The following is a 21926-nucleotide window of genomic DNA, read 5'->3' on the forward strand; positions in this document are numbered from 1 at the left end:
GCCGTGGATGAGACGTCTTTATCGTGGTCTGTGATAGGGTTTGAAACGCGCGCGACTTAGCCCTGCTGGGTCATGGCCGCATGTTGCATCCAGCGGATCGAAGCCTCGATCGCGGTGCGCAGCATATCAAGCGACAGCCCGCGTTTGGTGAGATAGCGCGTGGCCCCCGCCTTCATCGCAGCAGCCGCCAGTTCTTCGCTGCCGCGGCCCGACAGAACAATCACCGGCACATAGGGATCGCGGGCCTTTAGCGCCGCAAGAACAGAGAGGCCGTTGTTGTCAGCAAGGTGGTAGTCCAGCAGCACACAATCGGCGCGCCATTTCTCGAACCGCGCCACCCCTTCGCTGCCGCTGGGCGCCGTTTCAATCGAGCTCGACCGCAGTTGTTCACAAAAACGGCGCAGCATCTCGGTGTCTTCCGGGCTGTCGTCGATTATTAGAATCTTGGTCATTCTGCTTCCACCAGTCCTGCGTGATCGACCACATCGCCTGCGCTCTCGCCCTTCGCATTGGGGAGCGAAAAGAAGAATGTGGTGCCCTGTCCGGGTACGCTTTCAAATGTGATCAGTTGGCCGTAACTCTCTACGATTTCCTTGGCAAAGGAAAGGCCCAGTCCACTTCCGGTTGCGCCGGGCAACACGCGTTCTCCGGTATTCTGGCCACGGACCCCGGGCAGGAATATGCGCCCCTGATCCTCGGGCGCGATGCCGGTGCCGTTGTCGCGAATGTAGAACACATGCAAGAGGCCGCTGGCGTCGGTGCTGCCCTCGCTCAGATACCCCACCTTCACCACCGGCGTGGAGGACTGATTATAAATCAAGCCATTGGCAATAAGGTTTTGAAACACAACCTTTGCCTTGGCGCGGCTTGCAAACACCATGGGCATGGCGGTTTCCACCTGCACCTCGCCGCCGGTCGCTTCCATCAGTTCCGAAAGGTCAGTGCAAATTTCATCAACCAGAACGCCTGTATCTATATCGGCGCGGTCGCTGCCCTTGCCCCGATGTTGCGCCGAGGCCAGCAGATCAGAGATCGTGGCCTCCATCTGCGCGCAGAGTTGCTCAATCCGGCTGACCTCTTCTGGCAGGGCATCGGCTGCGCGCTCTTGCAGGGCGCGTACCTGCCAGTGAATACCCCGCAGCGGCTGTTTGAGATCATGTGATGCAATATCGGCAAAGCTGTCCAGTTCACGGTTCGAACGCTCCAGCTCATCCACCAGCACCTCAAGCTGGCGGGAGTGTTGCAGCAGCCGGGCCTGGCGTTCCTGCGCGCGGGAGCGTTGCAGTTTTTGCCAGATGCCAAAACCCAGCGCCGTGAGCAACAGCACCAAGACCGCCGCCGCGACCAGCCTGAGGCGCATTGGTGTCCAGAACGGCACGCGCCCAAACCATTTGGCCTGCAGAGCCTCATACTCCTCTGAGATCAGATAGGCCGGGATCACCGCATTCAGCCGTTCACGGACCTCCCCCAGACCCAATCGCAAGGCCGGGCCGGATTCAGAGACATAAAACGGCTCTGTACTGCTGCGGAACTTCTCCCCTTGGCCCTCGGCCTCCAGATGGGTCCAAAAGGCTCTTCCGGTTGTCAGCACCGCATCGGCCTGCCCCTCTAGGAGCAGGTTCATGATGCCATCTTTGCCCTCCGCATAGACGATATCGAGCCCGCCGTGACGTTCCGCCAGCTGTGCTGCGTTCTTGCCGCTTTCGACGCCAACACGCAGCCCGACCAGATCGTCCAAGACCTGCGGCTCAAGCGATGCCTCCCGCAGAGTAAATATGTTGAAGGGGACACGGTGCACCGGGAAGGTGAAATCCATCCGTTCCGCACGGGTGGAGTTGGCTGCCATCATCGGGATCAGATCCACCGAACCCGCACGCGGACCCTGCCCGAATTCCTCGTCCGTGATGCGCTGGTAGCGAATTTGCAGCCCCGCCAGATCCACCAGATCTTCTAGCACCTCAATCCCAAAACCGCCGGGCGTGCCATCATCCCCGATCGACACAAATGGCGGCACATGATGAACACCAACGGTCAGCACATCTGGCACCGGTTCTGGGTTAGAAATAAGATACTTGATCCGCAGTTCTTCCAGCGTCCCGTTTTCTTCAAACTTCTGCAGAGCCTTATTGATCGGCTCCAGCAGTTCCGCGCGACTTTCGTGCACAATAACCACACGGTCGATCCTGACCAAAGGATCACCGACATAGGCAATTCGACCATCGGTGCGCGTTGCACGGGTCAGGGCAAAAAGAACGTTGACCGGATAAGACAGAGCATCCACTTCGCCGCTCAGCAAAGTCACCAACGCAGCTTCCAAACCGGGTTGCTCGACCACAGTTGCGTCGGGAAACAGATCGGGATTGGAGGCAATTGTCGGCGGCACCGCCGCAATGCGAACGCCGCTCAGATTGTTGGGGTCGAAATCATCGGCGTTTTCAACTGGAACGGCCAGCCGGACCTGAACCTCTGAAATCGTCTGTGACGCAAGGTTGGTCTCGCGAAACGCCGGGCCGTGCCCAACTCCAACCAGCATGTCAGTCTCGCCAGTCGCCTGCGCTGCGGCGATTTTCGGTATCGGCCCATAGAACTGGAACTCCAGCTCAAAGCCAACCTCCTCAGCCAATAGCCGTGCAAGTTCAATGGCGAACCCGGTAGGCTCGCCATCGTCCCCCATCATCGACAATGGAGGGACATTGCCCCAGGGCACCACAACTTTGTCATACTGGGGCTGGGCCTGAACAGGGAGCGCCCCGAAAACGCTCGACACCAATACGAATAAGAGGAGCAGCGCTTGTTTCAAACCACCCGCGCCCCGCATCTCAGAGCAGCTCGCCAAGAACCCCGCGCGTCACCGGCTTTTCGCAAAATCCATCGATGACCGGGTGGTCATCGGTGCGCTGCCGGTCGGCAGGGTTGATGGAGGATGAGCAAACGAACAGGCGGGCATGTCCCTTCAGTTCCGGATAGAGCGCATGATAAGCGTCCGCAAACTGAAACCCATCCAACCGGGGCATGTTGATGTCGACAAATACAATATCCACCGGATCACGCCCCGGCGTTTTCAGATACCGCAGTGCATCCTCGGCATAAACGAACTCAACCACCTCGGCATCCGGCGCAACCTTGCGCAGGTTGCGTTTGAAAAAATACCGATCCGCGTCGCAATCATCGATCAAAAGGATCTTTGGTTTTGAGGTGCTCATGTGCTCCGTCCGGCTCATGTTGCAGAGAGGGTAAAGCGGAAGCTTGCGCCCCCCGTTTCCGTGTCAGTCACCTCGATCGTGCCACCGTGCATGGAAATGATCTTTTCGCACATCGCCAGACCAAGGCCGCTGCCTTCGATCTCTGATTCTACGTGCAGACGGGTAAAGAGTTCGAAAACACTGCCGCGGTCTTTGGGTGCGATGCCGATACCGGTGTCGTCCACCCGCACGCCAACCTTGCCATCTGGGGCCGCGAAGGGCGCAATGGTTACGCGACAGGGGCGCGCCGGATCGCGGTATTTGAGCGCATTGCTCAACAGGTTCTGCAGCACCCGTGAAATCAGCTCCGGCGCACATAGGGCGACGGGCAGCGGCTCAATCTGCACCTCTGCATCCGCTTCGCTCACAAGGTGTTTGAGATCGGTAACACTGGCCTCTGCAAGACCGGTGAGTTCGCATGCCTCAAACTCCAAGGTGCGATCCTGCAAACGGGCGTAATCCAGAATGGCATCCACCCGCCCCTTCAGGCGGCGCGTGCCTTGGGTCAGGAACTCGACAAGCTCTTGGGCGTCGGCGTCCAGCGTGTCGGGTAGTTCTTCCAGCAACGCCTCAATGCTGCTCTCAACCGTGTTGAGCGGCTGTTTCAGATCATGCGCTGATATAAAGGCAAAACGGCGGATTTCATTGGCCCGCTTTTGAATGTCGTCCTCGCGTTCGCGCAGATCGGTCACGTTTTGATGCACGCCAATCATGCGCAACGGACGGTGATCAACGCTCCAATCCGTCACCTGCCCCCGGCTCTTGACCCAGATCACCGTGCGATCCTTGGTCAGATAGCGTACCTCAACCGAGAAAGGCACCTGCCCACGCGAACGCACATGAACATCAAAAGCCTCGTGAAACCGCGAGCGATCCTCGTCATGGATCAGGGCAAACCATGCTTCTGGCTTGGGGGCCAGCTCGCCTGCGGCAAAGCCCAAAAGCTCGACAAAACGGCGACTTATGTAGAGTTGTTCATCAGGAATATTCCAATCCCAATAGCCCGCCTCTTCGCTCTCGAGCACGCTGGCGAGGATCTCGCTCTGGCGCCGCGCTTCCTGCTCCAGCAACTTGCTGTCGGTGATATCCAACAGAGTGATCACCACACCATCAGACTCGCCACGCTGGCGGGTGAACCGGCGCACACGTGTTTGCACAAACCCACCGTCACGGCGGCGCAATTCGCGTTCCGTCTCTTCACCCTGATCGCGGGCAAGGCTCGCATCATCCACCAGAAGGCTCACCGCCTCGGGCAAGAGCGAGGTCGCAAAGCTCTCCAGCGGGCGACCCACATCGCTGTGCTTGAGATCAAGATACCGGGTCACCCCGGCACTGAACCGGCGGATGCACATGTCATTGTCCAAGAGCAAAATCCCAAGCGCAGCCGTCTCAAGGAGATTGTCCACATCCGCATTGACCTGCTCCAACTCGGCAATCCGCTCGATGTTTTCGGTATTCACCGTGTGCAGTTCTTCGTTGATGCTCTGGGTTTCTTCGTTGTTGGCCTGCAGTTCTTCGTTGGCGGCGATCAACTCCTCGTTTGCGGTCTGCAGTTCCTCGTTCGAGGCTCCAAGATCCTGCGCCGTCACCCCCAGCATTTCCTGCAGGGAGCGCACCTCGCCCTCAAGATGCTGGATATAGGCGCGGGTTTCTTCTCGGGGTTGCTCGCGATCAATATCAACATCGGTTTTCGGCAGGCTCTGTAGCGTTTGGCGAATGAACAGCGCGATGGCAGAGGTATGCCCCTCCCACATGATCTTGCGCCCGGAAATCGAAACCGTGCGCACTTGATCCTCTTCGATCAGGCGCATGTCCGCCGCTTGGGCGGTGGTCTTATCCTCTGCGCCGCGCATCACCAGTGCGACAGAACTGCGCAACCTGTCATCGCAAAGCTCAAAGATATTGGTCGAAAAACCACTTTCGGGGATTTGCAGAATAGATTGCATATTTCCGAATGTTTTCAGCAATGTGGCCGTTGGATCAACGATACAAACGGAGGTCTGGCTGGCCTCGAGTGAGAACTGAAAGAGCGAGCTTAGATCATCCTGAAACGTATGCCCCGCCGACAGCATCCGGCGCGCCCGCGGCAACATACCAAGCGCAGGCAATTGCGCCGTTAGCCTGCCACGGCCGATCCCCGATTGTGCCACACGTTTGTTTTTATAGATCCGCTCCTTACCCATGAAGAAATCAAACCGAACCCCATCGGTGCCCGGTGTCTCTGCCGCGCCCAAGAGCAGATAACCGTCCATCCTGAGCGACATGGAGAAGTTGACCATGACCTTGGCCTGCACATCAGGGCTGAGGTAAATCAACAGGTTACGGCAAACAATCAAATCGGTGCGCGTGTAGGGCGGATCAAGGGTGATGTCATGCACCGCAAAAACGATCTGCGCGCGGATTTTGGGCGCGATGGCAAAGGTGCCGGGATGATGCGTTACATAACCCGCTTCACGATATTTGAGCGGAATTTCCTCAAGCGTGTGGTCCGGATAGATCCCCTGCTTTGCCGTGTTGATAGAGTTTTCGTTGACGTCCGTCGCATAGACGCGGAAATCTCGTTCGATCTTGTGATCATCCCGAAATTTCTGCAGCGTCATCGCCAGCGTATAGGCCTCTTCCCCGGTGGAGCAGCCAACCGACCAGACCCGCAGGGGCGCAGTTGTGTCGCCTTCCTCAAACAGGCGTTTGAGAACCCGCGATTCCATGGTTTGCCAGACATGCAAATCGCGAAAGAAATTTGTCACACCGACCAGAAACTCCCGGTACAGAAGCTCCACTTCGCCGGGGTGTTCGCCGAGGTAATCCAAATAATCGCGGATTTTCGAGAGGCCCAAAAACCCCATCCGCCGCGCAATACGTCGCTTTAGGGTCGGTTCCTTATAAAGGGCAAAATCGATCTCTGCCTGTTTGCTGACCGTCTCTAAAATCAGCCGAAAGGTGTCCTGCGCGCCGACAAACATCTCGTCAACGTCAGAGATACCGTGGTTGCGCAGCTCAATGAACCTTGCGATTTCCTCAACGATATCATCTGGTTGAAGAACCTGATCCACCAACCCCGTTCCAATCGCCTGACGGGGCATGCCGTCAAACCCGCAGGTTGCAGGTTCCTGTGCGATCACCAGCCCTTCGCGATCCTTGATCGAGCGCAGCCCACGACTTCCGTCCGACCCCGTACCCGACAAAACCACCCCGATGGCCCGCTCGCCCACAGCCTCCGCCAACGACAAAAAGAAAATGTCGACAGGCAGGTTGAGCGCCGGTCTGGGTTGCGGTGACACCAATGAAAATCGAAGCCCCTCTACCTCTGCCTCGGTTATGGATGCTTCGGTATCTTGGATCACGGCACGCTCATCGACGTCGCCTTCGGTGCCCTGAATAACGATATTGGCGCCCGGCGGGATGACATAGATATGATGCGGCTCGACGCGCATATTATCTTCGACTTCGACCACCTTATGCTGAGTTTCGCGACCAAGAATTTCAGTCATCAGCGATTTGTAATCCGGCGACAGATGCTGGATCACCACGAAGCTATGCGGGAAATTTGCCGGAACCCGCGAGAGCAATTGCTTGATCGCGTCAAGTCCTCCCGCAGAGGCCCCCACACCGACAATGTAGAATCTTTCATCTACCTTACCGATTTTGCGCTGAGGATCTTTGACCGCAGGAGTAAGCGGCGTGATGTTATTTTCTGTCATGGTCTACGTTGAACCGCCCGTCCAATTCTCGTTTGACTGAAACCAGCACTTTCGAGCGCATGAAACGCTCTGGCCGGTGAATGCGAGCGTTCTGTTAACACTCCGGTGCCCCATAAGGTCCGCCAAAGATTAGCCTTTGTCGCAACGCACGTCCAGCGTGCATCACCGTTGTTTATTGTGATGCCGATGCATTTCAAAGGCCTGCCAAGGACTGCCGCTTTTGCTGCAACTCGATTTCACGGTGATCAGATCGCAGATTTAGGAGATGTGAAGCGCTCTCTTTGAGGGAAGGTAAAGTACGGCTCCACATGGCCATAGAGTGCTATCTGTTTTAACACATACTATTCAGACAGTTACCGGAAATAGGTATCTTGTCTTGAGCGATAGGTCAGAGATAACTGGTCGCGCTTTTCCGACATTTTCCTCGTCTGGGGCAGCGGGTATTGAATGCGTTTTTATGCTTCACCGATATCTTTGGATTTTCAACCTGCGGCAATTACGCCACGCTGGAATGGCTTCTCTCTGGAAAGCGGGACCCCCACTCCGGTTCCCCCATTTTATAGCGACGGTATTTCGCATCCACGCGAGTGAAACCGACCTTTCCCATTGGAACGAAGTCAAATGGGAAAGGTCAGATTATAACGCTCAACACGCGCTAGAAGTCTGTCCATTTATCATTTGCGCGCATGGGTTCGGGCACGGTGTCGTGGTCCCCTGCTGCGCGGCCCGGCTCTGCGTGCGCATCGATGACCTCGCCATCATCCCAGCCGCCTGCATCCGTCGCTGAGACAGGTGCAGCAGACGCGGGACCCGGCAGTGCTGGCGGCGCCTCGCCTTCGCCGGACTGGTTCTGGGTGCGGAAACGGCCAACAAATTCAGCCAAACGATCTGAATCCTGACGCAGCGTATGCGCGGCGGCTGTGTTCTCTTCAACCATGGCCGCATTGGCTTGGGTCACTTGGTCCAACTGAGACATGCCGATATTGATCTCTGTCAGCGCGGTGGATTGCTCCTGCGAAGACTTGGAAATCTCTTCGATCAAACCCGAAATATGTTTCACCTGATCCACAATTTGCGTGAGGGCGTCGCCGGTTTTTCCCACCATCTGCACACCGCGCCCAACCTGCTGCCCGCTGGTTTCAATCAGGGCCTTGATCTCCAGCGCGGCCTCAGAGGAGCGCTGCGCAAGGCCGCGCACCTCAGATGCCACCACGGCAAAGCCACGACCCGCCTCTCCTGCACGAGCGGCCTCAACACCAGCATTGAGCGCCAAGAGGTTGGTTTGAAAGGAAATATCGTCAATCACGCCAATGATTTGGCTGATTTTTTGCGACGATTCCTCAATACCGTTCATAGCATCGATGGTCTCTTGCACGATAGCGCCACTGCCCTCTGCCATGCCGCGCGCCTCGCGTACTGTATATTCGACGCTCATGACATTTTCGTTGGCAGATTTCACGCTTGAGGTGACCTCTTCGATCGCGGCGGCGGTCTGCTCCAGTGTCGCGGCCTGACTTTCTGTGCGCGAAGACAGATCATCTGCTGATGCGCTCACCTCGACGGCCCCTTTGGAGATGTTTTCAGCGATGTCACGCACGGATTCGATCACATCGCTCAGCTCAGTCATCGCGTCATTGATGCTGTAGCGCAGCTTTTTATGTTCAACCGGAAAGAACTCGAGGATCTTGTTGCGGAAGTCGCCTTTGGCGAGGTTCATCAGTGCCTTGCTCAGGGTGCGGACAACCATCTCGTTGCCTTCTTGGATCACCTTCTCGCGATCCTTGGCGGCAGCGCCTTCCTGCAAGCGCTCTTGCAGATGAACGAGCGTTTTGGAAATAAAACCAACCTCGTCGCCTTGATCGCAGCCGGAAATTTCCTCGTTGTAGTTCTGATCCGCAAGATCCTGTACATGGGCTGCCAGACGCTCCAGCCGTTTTACGACCCCGCGCACCGCGACATAGGACGCAATGACCACCAACGCGAGGGTAATAGCCAGTTCTATCAAAGCGTTACGTGTCGTTGCGTTGACCACAGCCATGGCCTCTGAGCGGTCAATCTCAAACACCAGCCCCCACTGGGTGCCATTGGGAATGGACACGCTGTCGGAAGCGGCAATGACAGTTTCGCCAAGCACACCGGTTGCTGGATCGAAGTAGCCCGCCTCACCAGACAGTGCGGTTGTGATTTGCTCGCGCGCAGGGAGTTGCTCGTATGCGGCAAACCCACCTTCCCGAGGTGATTCCGTCAATGACAGCCCTTGTTCGTTCACCAGATAGACAAAACCGGTCTCTCCGAGTTGCTCTGACTGAGACAGAAGGCGCATAATGCCATCCAGCGGGAATTGCACCGCCAGCACGCCCAGCATCTCGCCATTTTCAAAAACCGGGGTCGACATGAACATCGCCTGCGCGCCCGCACTGGGAGCATATGGCGCAAGCGACGTCATGTAGAACTCACCAGCTTCCAAGCTGCGCCCTTTGCGAAAAACCTCGCCAAGGCCGCTGTCCTTGTATTTTCCAGTCTCAAAATTCAGGCCAAAATCATCTTCTTTGAAGACCGAGTAGATCAGGTTGCCCTCAAGATCGAAGAGGAACAAATCGTAATAGCCGTGCGCGCGCAGATGGGACCGCAGCCCCACGTGATGGCGCTGATGAGATTGGGTCCATGTGGAGCCATCTTCTGCAGCAACCAACTCATCCTTCTTGCCCAACGGGTTGGGGTTATCAGAAATATAGAGATTGCGCATGGCCTCGGCCGGGTCGCCCTCGAACTCTTGCCATGCGCGTGAAAAATCCGCTGTGGCGGCCTGAATGGCATAGCTGCTGGAGAGCGCGGTCACCTCGGCCTTGATCTCCTCAAGCCACCACTCCAACGCATTTTTGCGGCCCGACACAAAACCGGAGTATGCAGTCTTAAGCTGCTTATCAACCGTGGTACTCATCTGCGATAGCTGCAGCGCCCCAGAAGCCAGAACAATTACCACCACTGGCAAAGCGATCAAAATTGGCAGCTTCAAGCCAAGCTTGAGATTTCTCAAACGCAACATTCTTGGTCCCTCGTTATCAACCCGCCCAAGACAGCAAAACAGAGCGGCACACCTAACTTTCGCTCAAAAACTAAGCGGAAATGCCTTTAGACTTCATGAATGCATCGATATTCCGCCATTTAACGGCAGCATATCGGTGTATTTATGGTTACAGCAGAGACTTTCACATATCGAACAATTTTCGCTCAATTCCATGCCTGAACCTCAGATCGGTTTCGGGGGAGTGGCGAAATGCAAAACGGGCGGCTTACCGAGGAAGCCGCCCGTCTCTTATGTTATGTTGCACCAACAGGGGTGCAGCGGGGCATAGATCTGTACCGCTGCGGGGTGCGTCTTAGAAATGCGCTGAGCGCGTGCCTGCCGGTTTCTCCACGGGGGGCGCAAATTTGGTCAGGTCGATGCCCTCCACAGCGGTTTTATATTCCTCGATGGTGGGTGTGCGGCCCAGGATGGCCGAAAGCACCACAACCGGGGTCGAGGCCAGAAGGCTCTCGCCTTTCTTTTCCGCGGCGTCTTCTACGACCCGGCCCTGGAACAGGCGGGTTGAGGTGGCCAGAACGGTGTCGCCCTTGGCAGCCTTCTCCTGGTTGCCCATGCAGAGGTTACAGCCCGGACGCTCCAGATAGAGGATGTTTTCATACTCGGTCCGCGCCTGCGCTTTGGGGAACAGATCGTCGAACTCAAAGCCCGAATATTTCTGCAGGATTTCCCAATCGCCCTCGGCTTTCATCTCGTCGATGATGTTGTAGGTCGGCGCTGCCACCACCAGCGGGGCTTTGAACTCCACCTTGCCGTTGGCTTTCTCAAGGTTCTTGAGCATCTGAGCCACAATCTTCATGTCGCCCTTGTGCACCATGCAGGAGCCCACAAAGCCCAGATCCACCTTTTTCTCCGCCTTATAGAAAGAGATCGGACGGATGGTATCGTGGGTGTAGCGCTTGGAGACGTCCTCGTTGTTGACGTCGGGGTCCGCGATCATCGGCTCGTCGATCAGGTCGAGGTCAACCACCACTTCTGCAAAATACTTGGCGCTATCGTCCGGCGACAGGGCCGGTTTCTCGCCAGAGCGAATTTCGGCGATGCGCTTGTCGGCCTTGTCGATCAGACCCTGCAAGGTGCCGGCCTCATTCTCCATGCCTTTGTCGATCATGATCTGGATACGGCTCTTGGCGAGTTCCAGCGAACCGATCAGGGTGTCGTCATTGGAGATACAGATGGAGGCTTTGGCCTTCATCTCTGCGGTCCAGTCGGTGAAGGTGAACGCCTGATCCGCCAGCAGCGTGCCGATGTGGACCTCGATGATGCGGCCTTGGAACACGTTGTCGCCGTGCTGTTTCAGCATCTGCGCCTGTGTGGCGTGCACCACATCGCGGAAGTCCATGTGATCGGCCATTTTACCCTTGAAGGTCACCTTGACCGACTCGGGGATCGGCATGGTCGCCTCACCGGTTGCCAGCGCCAGCGCCACGGTGCCGGAGTCCGCCCCAAAGGCCACGCCTTTGGACATGCGGGTGTGGCTGTCGCCGCCAATGATGATGTCCCAGTCATCCACGGTGATGTCGTTGAGCACCTTGTGGATCACGTCGGTCATCGCGTGATATTCGCCCTTGGGGTCACGCGCTGTGATCAGGCCAAAGTTGTTCATGAACTGCATCAGGCGCGGAATATTGGCCTGTGCCTTCTTGTCCCATACCGACGCGGTGTGACAGCCGGACTGATAGGCCCCATCCACGGTCGGAGAGATCACGGTGGCCGCCATGGCCTCCAGCTCTTGCGAAGTCATCAGGCCAGTGGTGTCCTGAGAGCCGACGATATTGACCTTCACGCGCACGTCAGAGCCCGCATGCAAGGTCTTGCCCGGCGTGCTGCCCACCGCATTGCGGTTAAAGATTTTCTCAACCGCAGTCAGGCCCTGGCCCTCATGGCTGACTTCTTTGGCCGGTGCAAAGACCAGCGGTGCCTCGACGCCGAGGGTTTCAGCCGCAAATGTCTGCAGCTTCTTGCCAAAGACGATGGCATAAGAGCTGCCCGCCTTCATGAATTCGACCTTCTGCGGTGTAAACGCAGAAGAGACATCCACCAGTTCTTTGCCGTCCTCGTCCAAGAGCATCTTGTTCTTGGTGTCGATTTTCAAAACGGTGCCGGTTTCAACCGAATACTTCTGCTCCAGCACCGGATTGCCGTCATTGTTGAGGATTGCCTTGCCGTCGCTGTCGACCTTCTTGACCCAGTTCTTGAGGTCGAGACCAATGCCGCCGGTCACGCCAACGGTGGTGAGGAAGATCGGCGAGATACCATTGGTGCCCGCAACCACGGGCGCAAAGTTCACAAACGGCACATAGGGGCTGGCTTGTTTGCCGGTCCAGAGCGCCACGTTATTCACGCCGGACATACGGGACGAGCCCACGCCCATGGTGCCTTTTTCGGCGATCAGCATCACGCGCTTGTCGGGGTGCTGCAGTTTCAGCGCCTCGATTTCCTTTTGCGCCGCCTCAGAGATCATGCATTTGCCATGCAATTCACGGTCCGAGCGCGAGTGCGCCTGATTGCCGGGGGACAGAAGGTCGGTGGAGATATCGCCTTCGGCCGCGATATAGGTCACGACCTTGATTTCTTCATCGACGTCGGGAAGCTTGGTAAAGAACTCAGCCTTTGCATAGCTTTCAAGGATCTCACGCGCGATCGCGTGGCCAGCCTTGAACGCCGCCTCAAGCCGGTCGGTGTCGGCCTCATAAAGGAAGACTTGAGTCTTCAGCACATCCGCCGCCTGCGCCGCGATGGCCGCATCATCGCCAAGCGCCAGATCCAGCAGCACCTCGACCGAGGGGCCCCCTTTCATGTGCGACAGCAGCTCAAACGCAAACTCGGGCGTGATCTCAGCCACCTCGACCTCGCCGAGAATGATCTCCTTGAGGAAGGCAGCCTTCACCCCTGCTGCGCTCGTGGTGCCGGGCAAGGTGTTGTAGATAAAGAACTTCAGAGAGTCTTCACGATGCTCGTTGTCAGAGTCCCTGATCTGCGAAATCAGCTCCGCAACCAGCGCGCCATCGTCAATGGGTTTGGGATGCAACCCTTCGCCCTTACGCGTTTCGATCTCTTTTAGGTAGTCTGTGTACAAGCTCATGACGGTCCCGACGATTCTGTGTAAGAAAAAGCCTGAAACGGGTTCGCAAACACTCTTGGCGAGCCGCGTCAAGCTTGCTGTATGCGGCAGTATACCAATGCAGAATGACTTGCAAGACGTTCCGACATGCATGGTTTACTCGCGCAGAGTTTACCATACCCGCGCCAAGATGCACCTCATCTGCGACGTTCTTTCGCCATATTTATGGCTCAGGTGATGAAAGACGCATCGCGACCGGAGGTTCCCCCATGTCATACGCCAAATTGCAGTCTCCTCTCGGAGGGTCTGATCTGGGCACGCCTTCCGGTCTGCGCCCGCTCAGCGGCGTTGAGGCGACGGCAGAGGTGTTGACGCGCAAGGGTTATAAGGCCGCAGACCAATTGAGCAGCCGCGACGATGTCATCACCCGCGACAAGGGTATCCTGTCGATCCGCGACATCACACGCCGCACGGAGCGCAGCCGCATGGTACGCTTTGCCGCCGAAGCCTTAGGAACGGATCGCCCGGAACAGGATCTGGTGCTGCCCGCTCGGCAGTTGGTGCTGGTGCGGGACTGGCGTGCAGAGGCGCTCTTTGGCCGCCACGAGGCATATGTGCAGGCCGCAGCCTTGATCGACGATCAATACATCACCGACGATGGCATGCACCAGATCGACTGCGTGCAGATCTGGCTGGAGGCACCTTCTGTCCTCTATGTACGCGGTATGGAAGTGCTCTCAGCGCATGGGTTCGACGCGGCCCTGCAGCCGCAGACTTAGATCCCCAGACCGCTGAACACCTTCGGCAGTTGCTCTGGCAAATCCTCCGCAATCAGTCCCGCGCCAAAGCTGCGCGCGCATTCCACATGCAACCACGCTGCCGTCGCGGCGGCCTCATGAGGGGCAACCCCACGCGCCAACAGCCCGGTGATAAACCCCGCCAGAACATCCCCCGCCCCAGCCGTTGCAAGCCACGGACCTGACCGGTCATAGATTGCCGCCGAGACCGCACAGCCTCCGTCAGGCTCTGCGATAACCGTATCCGCACCTTTGAACAAAACCGTTGCCCCCGCCCGGCACGCCGCCTCACGGGTCGCGTCGACCTTGGAATAGGCCGGCCCGCAGAGGGCTGGTTCCGCCAATCGCTGCGCAATATCAGGAAACAAACGCGCGAACTCTCCGCCATGCGGGGTCAGCACGCACTTCTTGTGCAGCATATCAAACAGCGCCTGAGGGTCGTCTCCAAACGCCGAGAGCGCGTCCGCATCCAGAACCATCGCGCGTTCATGATTTTGCAGCGCGATTGGAACCAACTCACGCGCACGCTCTTTCCCAAGGCCCGGACCAAGACACAGCGCATTGATACGATTGTCCGAAAGGACCTCCCTCAGCGCCCCACCGTCCCCCACGCGTTGCAGCATCAAGGCGGTGATCTGGCACGCAACCTCCATCTGCGCCGAAGGCGGAACCCCCAGCGTGACCAGCCCCGCGCCAATCCGCAGCGCGCCCCGCGCCGCCAACCGCGCCGCCCCCGTGCGCCCAGCTCCACCCGATAAGATCAGCGCATGACCGTGGGTGAATTTATGCGCCCCCTGTCCCTTCGCCAGCACACCCACATCGGGCGCATCCCTCCACACCGGGCGCGATGCCCGATCCAGCGGCGCATCCGCATTCAATCCAATCGATTTCACCACCAGCGCCCCACATCTCTCTGGTCCGTCCGCCAGTACATGGCCGCGCTTTGGCGCGTGAAACGTGACGGTCAAACCCGCCACAACCGCACTGTCCCCTAGAACCCTACCGCTGTCGCTGCACACGCCAGACGGCAGATCTATCGCCACAACCTTGGGAGCTGCCACGACCACCGGCTCCACTGCCAGGAGAGCCAATGGCAAATCTATCGGCCGCGTTAAGCCGGTGCCAAACAGCGCATCCACCACCAAATCAGCAGCCTGCCCGACATGCTTCTCAAAAGAGGAATTCGACAGATCCCACACCGCCCCCAACTCACACCAGCGCTGGTAATTTATCTTGGCATCTGCTGGCAGTTTCGCCGCGTCACCATAGAGGAACACCTCCACCGCCCAGCCACGCTCTTTCAGCAGCCGCGCCACCACGAACCCGTCGCCGCCATTGTTGCCCGGCCCGCAGAGAACGACCGCCCGCTTCAGCTTTTCAGAAATATCCCGGGGGACGGCCGCAGGCCGGGGGGCAGCGCCCCCTGCGACAAATCCCCCGGAAAACTCAGGCCATTTATCACATATGGCCTCAACCACCCCGCGCCCGGCGCGCTCCATCAATTCCAGACCGCTCACCGCACCGCTCTTAATGGCAGCCTGTTCAATCGCGCGCATCTGTTCTGCGGTCAGTAATTCGGTCATCTCACCCCTCCGATTCACATATGCTCATATTTTAAGCGCACCGCTCAAATTTTAAGCGCACCTGCCGAAATCTACTGGTTCCGGTGGCATCTGCTTCGGCTTACGCATTGTGGCCATCACTTGAAAATGATCTGACCACATTCGACAAGGTTGCGAGGAGCCCGGACATGAAAAAGATCGAAGCCATCATCAAGCCGTTCAAGCTCGACGAGGTGAAAGAAGCGCTGCAGGACGTCGGCGTTCAAGGTCTCTCTGTCATCGAAGTAAAGGGCTTTGGTCGCCAAAAAGGCCACACGGAACTCTATCGTGGTGCGGAATATGTCGTGGACTTTCTGCCCAAGGTAAAGATCGAGGTGGTTCTGGACGACGATCAGGTCGACGCCGCCATCGAGGCCATCGTCGCCGCAGCCAAGACCGACAAGATCGGCGACGGCAAGATCTTTGTCAGCCCGATTGAACAGGCGATCCGCATCCGGACCGGTGAATCCGGCTCCGACGCGCTCTGATCATCTGCTTTTCGCCCGGATCTGCGGCGAAAGGCACATACGAACATCCCGAAATACCCAAGTTTCTCACGGAGGAATAACTTCAAATGAGCAAAGACGCAGTTCTCAAGCTGATCAAGGATGAAGAGGCAGAATATGTCGACATCCGTTTCACCGACCCGCGTGGCAAACTGCAGCACGTCACTCTGATCTCAGATCAGATTGATGAGGACTTCCTTGAGGAAGGCTTCATGTTCGACGGCTCTTCCATCGCAGGCTGGAAATCCATTGAAGCCTCCGACATGAAGCTGATCCCGGACACCGAGTCCGCCTATGTGGATCCCTTCTACGCGGAAAAAACCATCTGCATTCACTGCTCCGTGGTTGAGCCCGACACCGGCGAAGCCTATGAGCGCGACCCGCGCGGCACTGCCGAAAAAGCCGAAGCCTACCTCAAGTCTTCCGGCATCGGTGATGTGGCTTACATGGGTCCTGAGGCCGAATTCTTCCTCTTTGACGATGTGCGGTTCTCCAACACCATCAACAAAGTCTCCTACGAGGTCGATGCGACCGACGCCTCCTGGAACTCTGATGCCGAGTATGAAACCGGCAACATGGGTCACCGTCCGGGCGTAAAAGGTGGCTACTTCCCGGTAAACCCGATTGACGAAGCACAAGACCTGCGCTCCGAGATGCTCTCCACCATGAAGCGTCTGGGCATGAAAGTGGACAAGCACCACCACGAGGTTGCGTCCTGCCAGCACGAGCTGGGTCTGATCTTCGACAGCCTGACCAAACAGGCCGACGAGCTGCAGAAATACAAATACGTGATCCACAATGTGGCCCACGCCTACGGCAAATCCGCAACCTTCATGCCCAAGCCCATCGCAGGCGACAACGGCACCGGCATGCACGTCAACATGTCGATCTGGAAAGACGGCAAGCCGCTCTTTGCAGGTGACAAATACGCGGATCTCTCCGACGAGGCGCTGTGGTTCATCGGCGGTATCCTGAAGCACGCCAAAACGCTCAATGCCTTCACCAACCCGTCCACCAACTCCTACAAGCGTCTGATCCCGGGCTTTGAAGCCCCCGTTCTGCGCGCGTACTCCGCCCGTAACCGCTCTGGCTGCGTGCGTATTCCGTGGACCGAATCCCCGAAGGCAAAGCGCGTCGAGGCCCGCTTCCCCGATCCGGCGGCAAACCCCTATCTGGCGTTTGCAGCCCTGCTGATGGCCGGTCTGGACGGCATCAAGAACAAGATCGATCCGGGCGAAGCCATGGACAAGAACCTCTACGATCTGCCCGCAGAGGAACTGGCTGGCATCCCGACCGTCTGTGGCTCCCTGCGCGAAGCACTGGAATGCCTCGCGGCGGATCACGACTTCCTGCTGCAAGGCGATGTGTTCACCAAAGACCAGATCGAAGGCTATATCGCCCTCAAGATGGACGAAGTGGAAACCTACGAACACACCCCGCATCCGGTTGAATATCAGATGTACTACAGCTGCTGATCCGGCTGACATAGTGATCGAGAGAGCGCCCCCGACCGGGGCGCTCTTTTCATTTTGAGGGACGGGGTGGACCCATGGATCGCGCGCCGGGCTATGTGCTTCGTCAAATCATTAAATGACGGTTGAGACGCCCCGGCCCTTGCTGTAGGTCTGCGCGCCTTGACCATCGCGAGGCCCGGCAGATGACTGAGACAAATCCAAGCAGCACAACGCGCCCCCATACATTGGGGATCGACTTTGGTACCTCCAACTCTGCCGCAGGACTGGCCGTTGCGGGGCGTCCGTGGCTGGTAGAACTGGAGCCGGGCGAAACCACGCTGCCCACCGCCGTATTCTTTGACAGCGACACCAAGACACGCCGGATCGGGCGCAGCGCCACCCGCGCCCTGATTGAGGGCGACGAGGGGCGGTTCATGCGTGCACTCAAGAGCCTGCTGGGCACCTCGCTCCTTTATGAAAAGCGCCGCTTGGGCGGCGAGATGATGGATTTCTCCGATGTCATCGCGCATTTCCTGCGCGAGGTGAAAACCCGCGCCGAGACGGCAACACGACTGGAGTTCACCCATGCGCTTTCGGGGCGGCCGGTGAAATTTCACTCCAAGGACGAGGCCCGCAATACCCGCGCCGAAGAAGACCTGCGCCATTGTTACCAAAAGGCCGGGTTTCAGGATGTGCAGTTCATGTATGAACCCGAAGCCGCCCTGCGCGCCGCCCGTCCGCATCCGGGCATCGGCCTTGTGGTGGATATCGGCGGCGGTACATCGGATTTCACCTGCTTTGAGCAGGACGACAGCGGCGGCACCCGTATTCTGGCCAGCCACGGCCTGCGTCTGGGCGGCACTGATTTTGACCGCCAGATCAGCATTGACCATGTGATGCCGCATCTCGGGCGTGGTGCGATGATCCGTAACAGCTTTGGCGGGGGCAGCCTGCCAGCGCCCAACCGGATCTTCAATGATCTTGCCACATGGCAGATGATCCCCTTCCTCTATGGGCCCGACACCCGCCGCGCGGCGCGCGATCTGGCGCAGAACGCCGAAGATCGCAGCGGGCTGAACCGGCTCCTGCAAGTGCTGGAGGATGAGCTGGGCCACGATCTGGCCTTTGCGACTGAGGCCGGGAAGATCCGCGCCAATGGCGCCACAGACGAAACGGCGCAGATCGATTTGCGCATTGTCGAGCCAGGGCTTTCCGCCGCCCTGCCCCGCGCCGCACTCGAACAGTCGCTGACGCAGATGGTGCAGGACATTCAGGATGAGGCCGCCGAGACCCTACGTCTGGCCGGCGTGTCCCCCGGCAACGTCAACCGCTGCGTCATGGTGGGTGGGTCTGCGTTGCTGATGGCGGTCCGCGCCGCACTTCAGGATCTCTGCCCCACAGCGTTGATCGAGACAGAGCGCGCAATGACGGCTGTGGCCGACGGGCTGGCGCTGGCTGCGCAAGATGCCGCCTTCTAAATAAAGCTCCCCGCAAATAAGGGGTGAAAGCCCCGCCTTTGCCACGTAAGTTCGCTTTAGACATCCGTCATTTTCAGAGGGTTCTTTTATGCTGTCTTCCCGTCTCGCGGCCTTTGGCCTTGCCGCCAGCCTCGCCATTGCAACACCTATCGCCGGTCTTGCGGCCAGCTGCGGCAACACATCAGCGGGGTTTGAAGCGTGGAAAGCGGATTTTGCCCGCACCGCCAAACGCGCGGGCGTTCGTCAGGCGGGGCTCAATGCACTGGCGCAGACGCGCTACGCCACTGGCACCATCGCCGCCGACCGCAACCAAAAGAGCTTTCGTTATAGTCTGGAAAAATTCATGCAGGTGCGCGGGGCTACGACCATCGTCGCACAAGGGCGCAAACATAAGGCCCGCAATGCCGAGTTTTTTGCAGCCCTAGAGCGCAAATATGGCGTGCCTGCCGGGTTGCTCATTGCCATTCACGGCATGGAAACCGCCTTTGGCAACTATATGGGCGACAGTCAGGTGGTCTCATCCATCGTGACCCTGACCTATGATTGCCGCCGCTCAAAGTTCTTTGAACCTCACGCCATTGGCGCCCTGAAACTGGTGGATCAAGGCGCGATCAGCATGGCAACCAAAGGCGCCAAGCACGGCGAGCTGGGGCATACTCAGTTTCTGCCCGGCAATGCGCTGGAGTATGGTCAGGACTGGAACGGTGACGGGCGGGTTGATTTCTACAATATGGGCGATGCGCTTGCCTCAACCGCGAACTTCCTGCGTCAAAAGGGCTGGAGACCCGGCAAGGGCTACCAGCAAGGCGAACCCAACTACAAAGTTCTGAAACAATGGAACGCCGCTACCGTTTACCAACAGTCTCTCGCCATCATGGGACGCCAGATCGACGGCTGAAACTGATCACTGTTGGGCGTTAAGAACAATCAACAGCAAGGTCGTCAGATTGTAAGGGCTTGGGCATCAATGTGGCTGGGAACCGTCAATTTCCTGCCGCATTTCCCGTACCTCATGAAAACAACACAAAATAAAACATTGTTTTTAAACAACTTATTCCATCCACCTACTCCGATATGGGATTCTGATTTTACGCCAAATTAACTGTCGAACGCGCCCAATTTTCTACGTTTTCGGAGTCTACCTTTGTTGGTGAACACAACCGATGGAGGATTTCACGGTGCTCGATCAGACTACACAGAATGTGTCGGCTTCGGCCTATCGCGGCAAACTCGGCTTTGGCGAGCGTGACGAGACGGCACTGTCCAAGGCTTCGGTACTTGTGGTTCAAACACTCGAAGAATTTGGTCACGAGGTGGAACAATTTCACACCAAACGCGCGCATCGCGTCCGTCTGGAATGTGACCACTATATCGTCGACATTCGCCACCGCCGCAGCCCGCACCCCATGCGTCAAAGCGATGGTGCCCCCTGCCGCAGTCATCTGGATCTGATCTTTACCCCGCGCTTTCCCGAACATGTGGATGCGGAACTGACCGAGATGATCCTTGCACGTGCCATGCAGGCGTTGCTTGCGGATCTGGAGGCCACCACGGTCGAGTGGCTCGATACCGGCATCATGCTGGAGCGCGAGGCCTTTTTGTCCGCCTTTGCCCCAGACACTGTGGCTGAAATGGATATCGCCTGTGATATTCAACTGCCCGTTGATGATCAAAGCGCAACGCCGGTTGGTGCGGTGCAGTATATTGCGCAGCCGGTTGCCGCCTTTGACAATTATGCCGCACGCGATGCTTGCGAGGATGTTGTGCAAACGCCAGAGACTTGCCCACGCGGGGCCGCTCGTTTTGCACCGGTTGATGAGACCTTTGGCAGCCTGACCCTAGCCTGTGACCGCGTGATCGAGCGACGTGCCCCCGCAAAGCAGAGCGATCTCTCTGCCGCTTGCCGCAAAGTGTCCGGCGTCCTGTCTTTCAAGAATTGCAACCCCAACACAGCAAGCGCATGGGTACTGACCGCGATCATGGCGATCTTTTCCCTGCCGATCGGAATCACTGCCGCTGCGGTAAATTTGATCCGGGGCGGCGATATGCGCTTTAGCGTGCAAATGATGGCCGTGCTTGCAGCGCTGATGTTTCTGGAATCTTCTGTTCTGCTCAATGCTGCGGTGAACTAAACACCCATCACAACATGCAAAACACCCCGTAACATACTCATGTTACGGGGTGTTTTTATTCCGCCCCAGAGCGTGCGCCCCATTGTGCCAGGACCTGCGCACGCGACATCACAGTTGTATGGATGGAAAAAACCACGGCGCGCGTCACTGGCAGACGGTAAATCGACTGCAATTCGCTGCGCATGTAATTTTGGGTTTCGGGCGTGGAAGTTGGGCGCGGATCACGCTCTAACCTGGGTTGGTGCAGGCTTGGGTCCGCATACCACAACGCGTTGAAACGCCAGAGCGGCCGCCCCACCTGCACCCCGTCAAACAACCGCTGCACCCGTCGTGCAATCCCCGCTTCATAGTCTTTGACTGGCTCATGGATCGCCAGCAGCGGCTTCATGAATTTCTCCGCCAGCGTCCAACTGGCGGGAAAACACAATACGGCCGCCGTCAGCACATGTTCTGCGCCACCTTCGGGCCTCTCCAAGATACAGAAATCCTGCTGTGCAATCCGGCCCAAAGTCTCCATCGGCCGGGCGCGATTGATCGCAACCTTCACACCATCTGGCCGGGTGACGTGGTCGGCGTCAGTGCCTGCGCCATAGCGCACCGCCAGCACCTGATCGAGCAGCTCTTGCGCGGCTGGTGCGGCCCCCGCATCCATCGCAATTACCGCATCGGGGTGATCGCGCAACAGCCGCTCCCGCTCAGCCACTTGCGCGGCAAACCCGGCGTCAAAGCGCAGCCAATCCTCCGGTTTGAGCGGCTGAATGCCGGGCAGTGGGCGCAGAGCAAGCGGATTATAGGGAATGGAGGTTTGGAGAATCTCTGTCATGTGCCAGCCATAGCACTGCTGTCAAAACTGTGCACGACTGTAC

At 57.8% G+C, this 21926-nt stretch carries 14 protein-coding genes; 6 read left to right on the forward strand and 8 right to left on the reverse strand.

From position 1 onward, the window contains the following. Positions 1–56 precede the first annotated feature (56 nt). The 6 genes from K529_RS08225 to K529_RS08250 all read right to left on the reverse strand — a co-directional run bounded on the left by K529_RS08225 (position 57) and on the right by K529_RS08250 (position 13113). Positions 57–452, reverse strand: coding sequence for a response regulator (locus K529_RS08225; RefSeq protein ID WP_005608680.1), 396 nt, complete (start codon positions 450–452; stop codon positions 57–59). Then, complete coding sequence (locus K529_RS08230) at positions 449–2800, reverse strand: transporter substrate-binding domain-containing protein (protein WP_040641280.1); 2352 nt, start codon at positions 2798–2800, stop codon at positions 449–451. Before K529_RS08230 ends, K529_RS08225 begins: the two co-directional genes overlap by 4 nt. 19 nt (positions 2801–2819) lie before the next feature. Next, complete coding sequence (locus K529_RS08235; protein WP_005608684.1) at positions 2820–3203, reverse strand: response regulator; 384 nt, start codon at positions 3201–3203, stop codon at positions 2820–2822. 14 nt (positions 3204–3217) lie between these two features. Continuing rightward, positions 3218–6943: a chemotaxis protein CheB gene (locus K529_RS08240; protein ID WP_005608685.1), complete on the reverse strand. Its 3726-nt coding sequence runs from the start codon at positions 6941–6943 to the stop codon at positions 3218–3220. Positions 6944–7598: 655 nt separating this feature from the next. Further along, positions 7599–9884 carry a methyl-accepting chemotaxis protein gene (locus tag K529_RS08245; RefSeq protein WP_227512270.1) on the reverse strand — a complete coding sequence of 762 codons (2286 nt, stop codon included), beginning with the start codon at positions 9882–9884 and terminating at the stop codon, positions 7599–7601. Positions 9885–10323: 439 nt separating this feature from the next. Then, positions 10324–13113, reverse strand: coding sequence for a bifunctional aconitate hydratase 2/2-methylisocitrate dehydratase (locus tag K529_RS08250; RefSeq protein WP_005608702.1), 2790 nt, complete (start codon positions 13111–13113; stop codon positions 10324–10326). Between the two features lie 248 nt (positions 13114–13361). Between K529_RS08250 and K529_RS08255 the strand changes: the two genes are divergently transcribed. After that, positions 13362–13871 (forward strand): Hint domain-containing protein, encoded by a 510-nt coding sequence (locus K529_RS08255; RefSeq protein WP_005608704.1) that lies wholly within the window; start codon positions 13362–13364, stop codon positions 13869–13871. Here K529_RS08255 and K529_RS08260 read toward each other — a convergent pair. Then, positions 13868–15472 carry a bifunctional ADP-dependent NAD(P)H-hydrate dehydratase/NAD(P)H-hydrate epimerase gene (locus K529_RS08260; protein ID WP_046002853.1) on the reverse strand — a complete coding sequence of 535 codons (1605 nt, stop codon included), beginning with the start codon at positions 15470–15472 and terminating at the stop codon, positions 13868–13870. The genes K529_RS08255 and K529_RS08260 overlap by 4 nt on opposite strands. Before the next feature lie 167 nt (positions 15473–15639). Between K529_RS08260 and K529_RS08265 the strand changes: the two genes are divergently transcribed. The 5 genes from K529_RS08265 (at position 15640) to K529_RS08285 (ending at position 21060) form a co-directional block, all read left to right on the forward strand. After that, entirely contained in the window at positions 15640–15978 is a 339-nt protein-coding gene (locus tag K529_RS08265; protein ID WP_005635254.1) for a P-II family nitrogen regulator, read from the forward strand. A gap of 86 nt (positions 15979–16064) precedes the next feature. Then, the gene (gene glnA / locus K529_RS08270; protein WP_005635258.1) at positions 16065–17471 is read left to right on the forward strand and encodes a type I glutamate--ammonia ligase; all 1407 of its coding nucleotides are present in this window, start codon (positions 16065–16067) and stop codon (positions 17469–17471) included. Positions 17472–17653: 182 nt separating this feature from the next. Next, positions 17654–18928 (forward strand): Hsp70 family protein, encoded by a 1275-nt coding sequence (locus K529_RS08275; protein WP_046002852.1) that lies wholly within the window; start codon positions 17654–17656, stop codon positions 18926–18928. An 88-nt stretch (positions 18929–19016) separates the two neighbouring features. Beyond that, positions 19017–19826 carry a lytic murein transglycosylase gene (locus K529_RS08280; RefSeq protein WP_005667845.1) on the forward strand — a complete coding sequence of 270 codons (810 nt, stop codon included), beginning with the start codon at positions 19017–19019 and terminating at the stop codon, positions 19824–19826. A gap of 280 nt (positions 19827–20106) precedes the next feature. Beyond that, positions 20107–21060 (forward strand): hypothetical protein, encoded by a 954-nt coding sequence (locus tag K529_RS08285; RefSeq protein ID WP_227512269.1) that lies wholly within the window; start codon positions 20107–20109, stop codon positions 21058–21060. Positions 21061–21115: 55 nt separating this feature from the next. Here K529_RS08285 and K529_RS08290 read toward each other — a convergent pair whose 3' ends face one another. Then, positions 21116–21883 (reverse strand): heme-dependent oxidative N-demethylase family protein, encoded by a 768-nt coding sequence (locus K529_RS08290; protein ID WP_005667840.1) that lies wholly within the window; start codon positions 21881–21883, stop codon positions 21116–21118. Between the last annotated feature and the right edge of the window lie 43 nt (positions 21884–21926).

It is taken from the genome of Tritonibacter mobilis F1926, assembly GCF_000376545.2.
GTDB classification, from domain to species: Bacteria; Pseudomonadota; Alphaproteobacteria; order Rhodobacterales; family Rhodobacteraceae; genus Epibacterium; species Epibacterium mobile.

Bases quoted from the DNA above. Each gene is read 5' to 3' on its own strand.
- K529_RS08260 (WP_046002853.1), bottom strand. From the start codon at position 15,472: ATGACCGAATTACTGACCGCAGAACAGATGCGCGCGATTGAACAGGCT.
- K529_RS08255 (WP_005608704.1), top strand. From the start codon at position 13,362: ATGTCATACGCCAAATTGCAGTCTCCTCTCGGAGGGTCTGATCTGGGC.
- glnA (WP_005635258.1), top strand. From the start codon at position 16,065: ATGAGCAAAGACGCAGTTCTCAAGCTGATCAAGGATGAAGAGGCAGAA.
- K529_RS08275 (WP_046002852.1), top strand. From the start codon at position 17,654: ATGACTGAGACAAATCCAAGCAGCACAACGCGCCCCCATACATTGGGG.
- K529_RS08235 (WP_005608684.1), bottom strand. From the start codon at position 3,203: ATGAGCACCTCAAAACCAAAGATCCTTTTGATCGATGATTGCGACGCG.
- K529_RS08280 (WP_005667845.1), top strand. From the start codon at position 19,017: ATGCTGTCTTCCCGTCTCGCGGCCTTTGGCCTTGCCGCCAGCCTCGCC.
- K529_RS08225 (WP_005608680.1), bottom strand. From the start codon at position 452: ATGACCAAGATTCTAATAATCGACGACAGCCCGGAAGACACCGAGATG.
- K529_RS08265 (WP_005635254.1), top strand. From the start codon at position 15,640: ATGAAAAAGATCGAAGCCATCATCAAGCCGTTCAAGCTCGACGAGGTG.
- K529_RS08290 (WP_005667840.1), bottom strand. From the start codon at position 21,883: ATGACAGAGATTCTCCAAACCTCCATTCCCTATAATCCGCTTGCTCTG.
- K529_RS08245 (WP_227512270.1), bottom strand. From the start codon at position 9,884: ATGAGTACCACGGTTGATAAGCAGCTTAAGACTGCATACTCCGGTTTT.
- K529_RS08240 (WP_005608685.1), bottom strand. From the start codon at position 6,943: ATGACAGAAAATAACATCACGCCGCTTACTCCTGCGGTCAAAGATCCT.
- K529_RS08250 (WP_005608702.1), bottom strand. From the start codon at position 13,113: ATGAGCTTGTACACAGACTACCTAAAAGAGATCGAAACGCGTAAGGGC.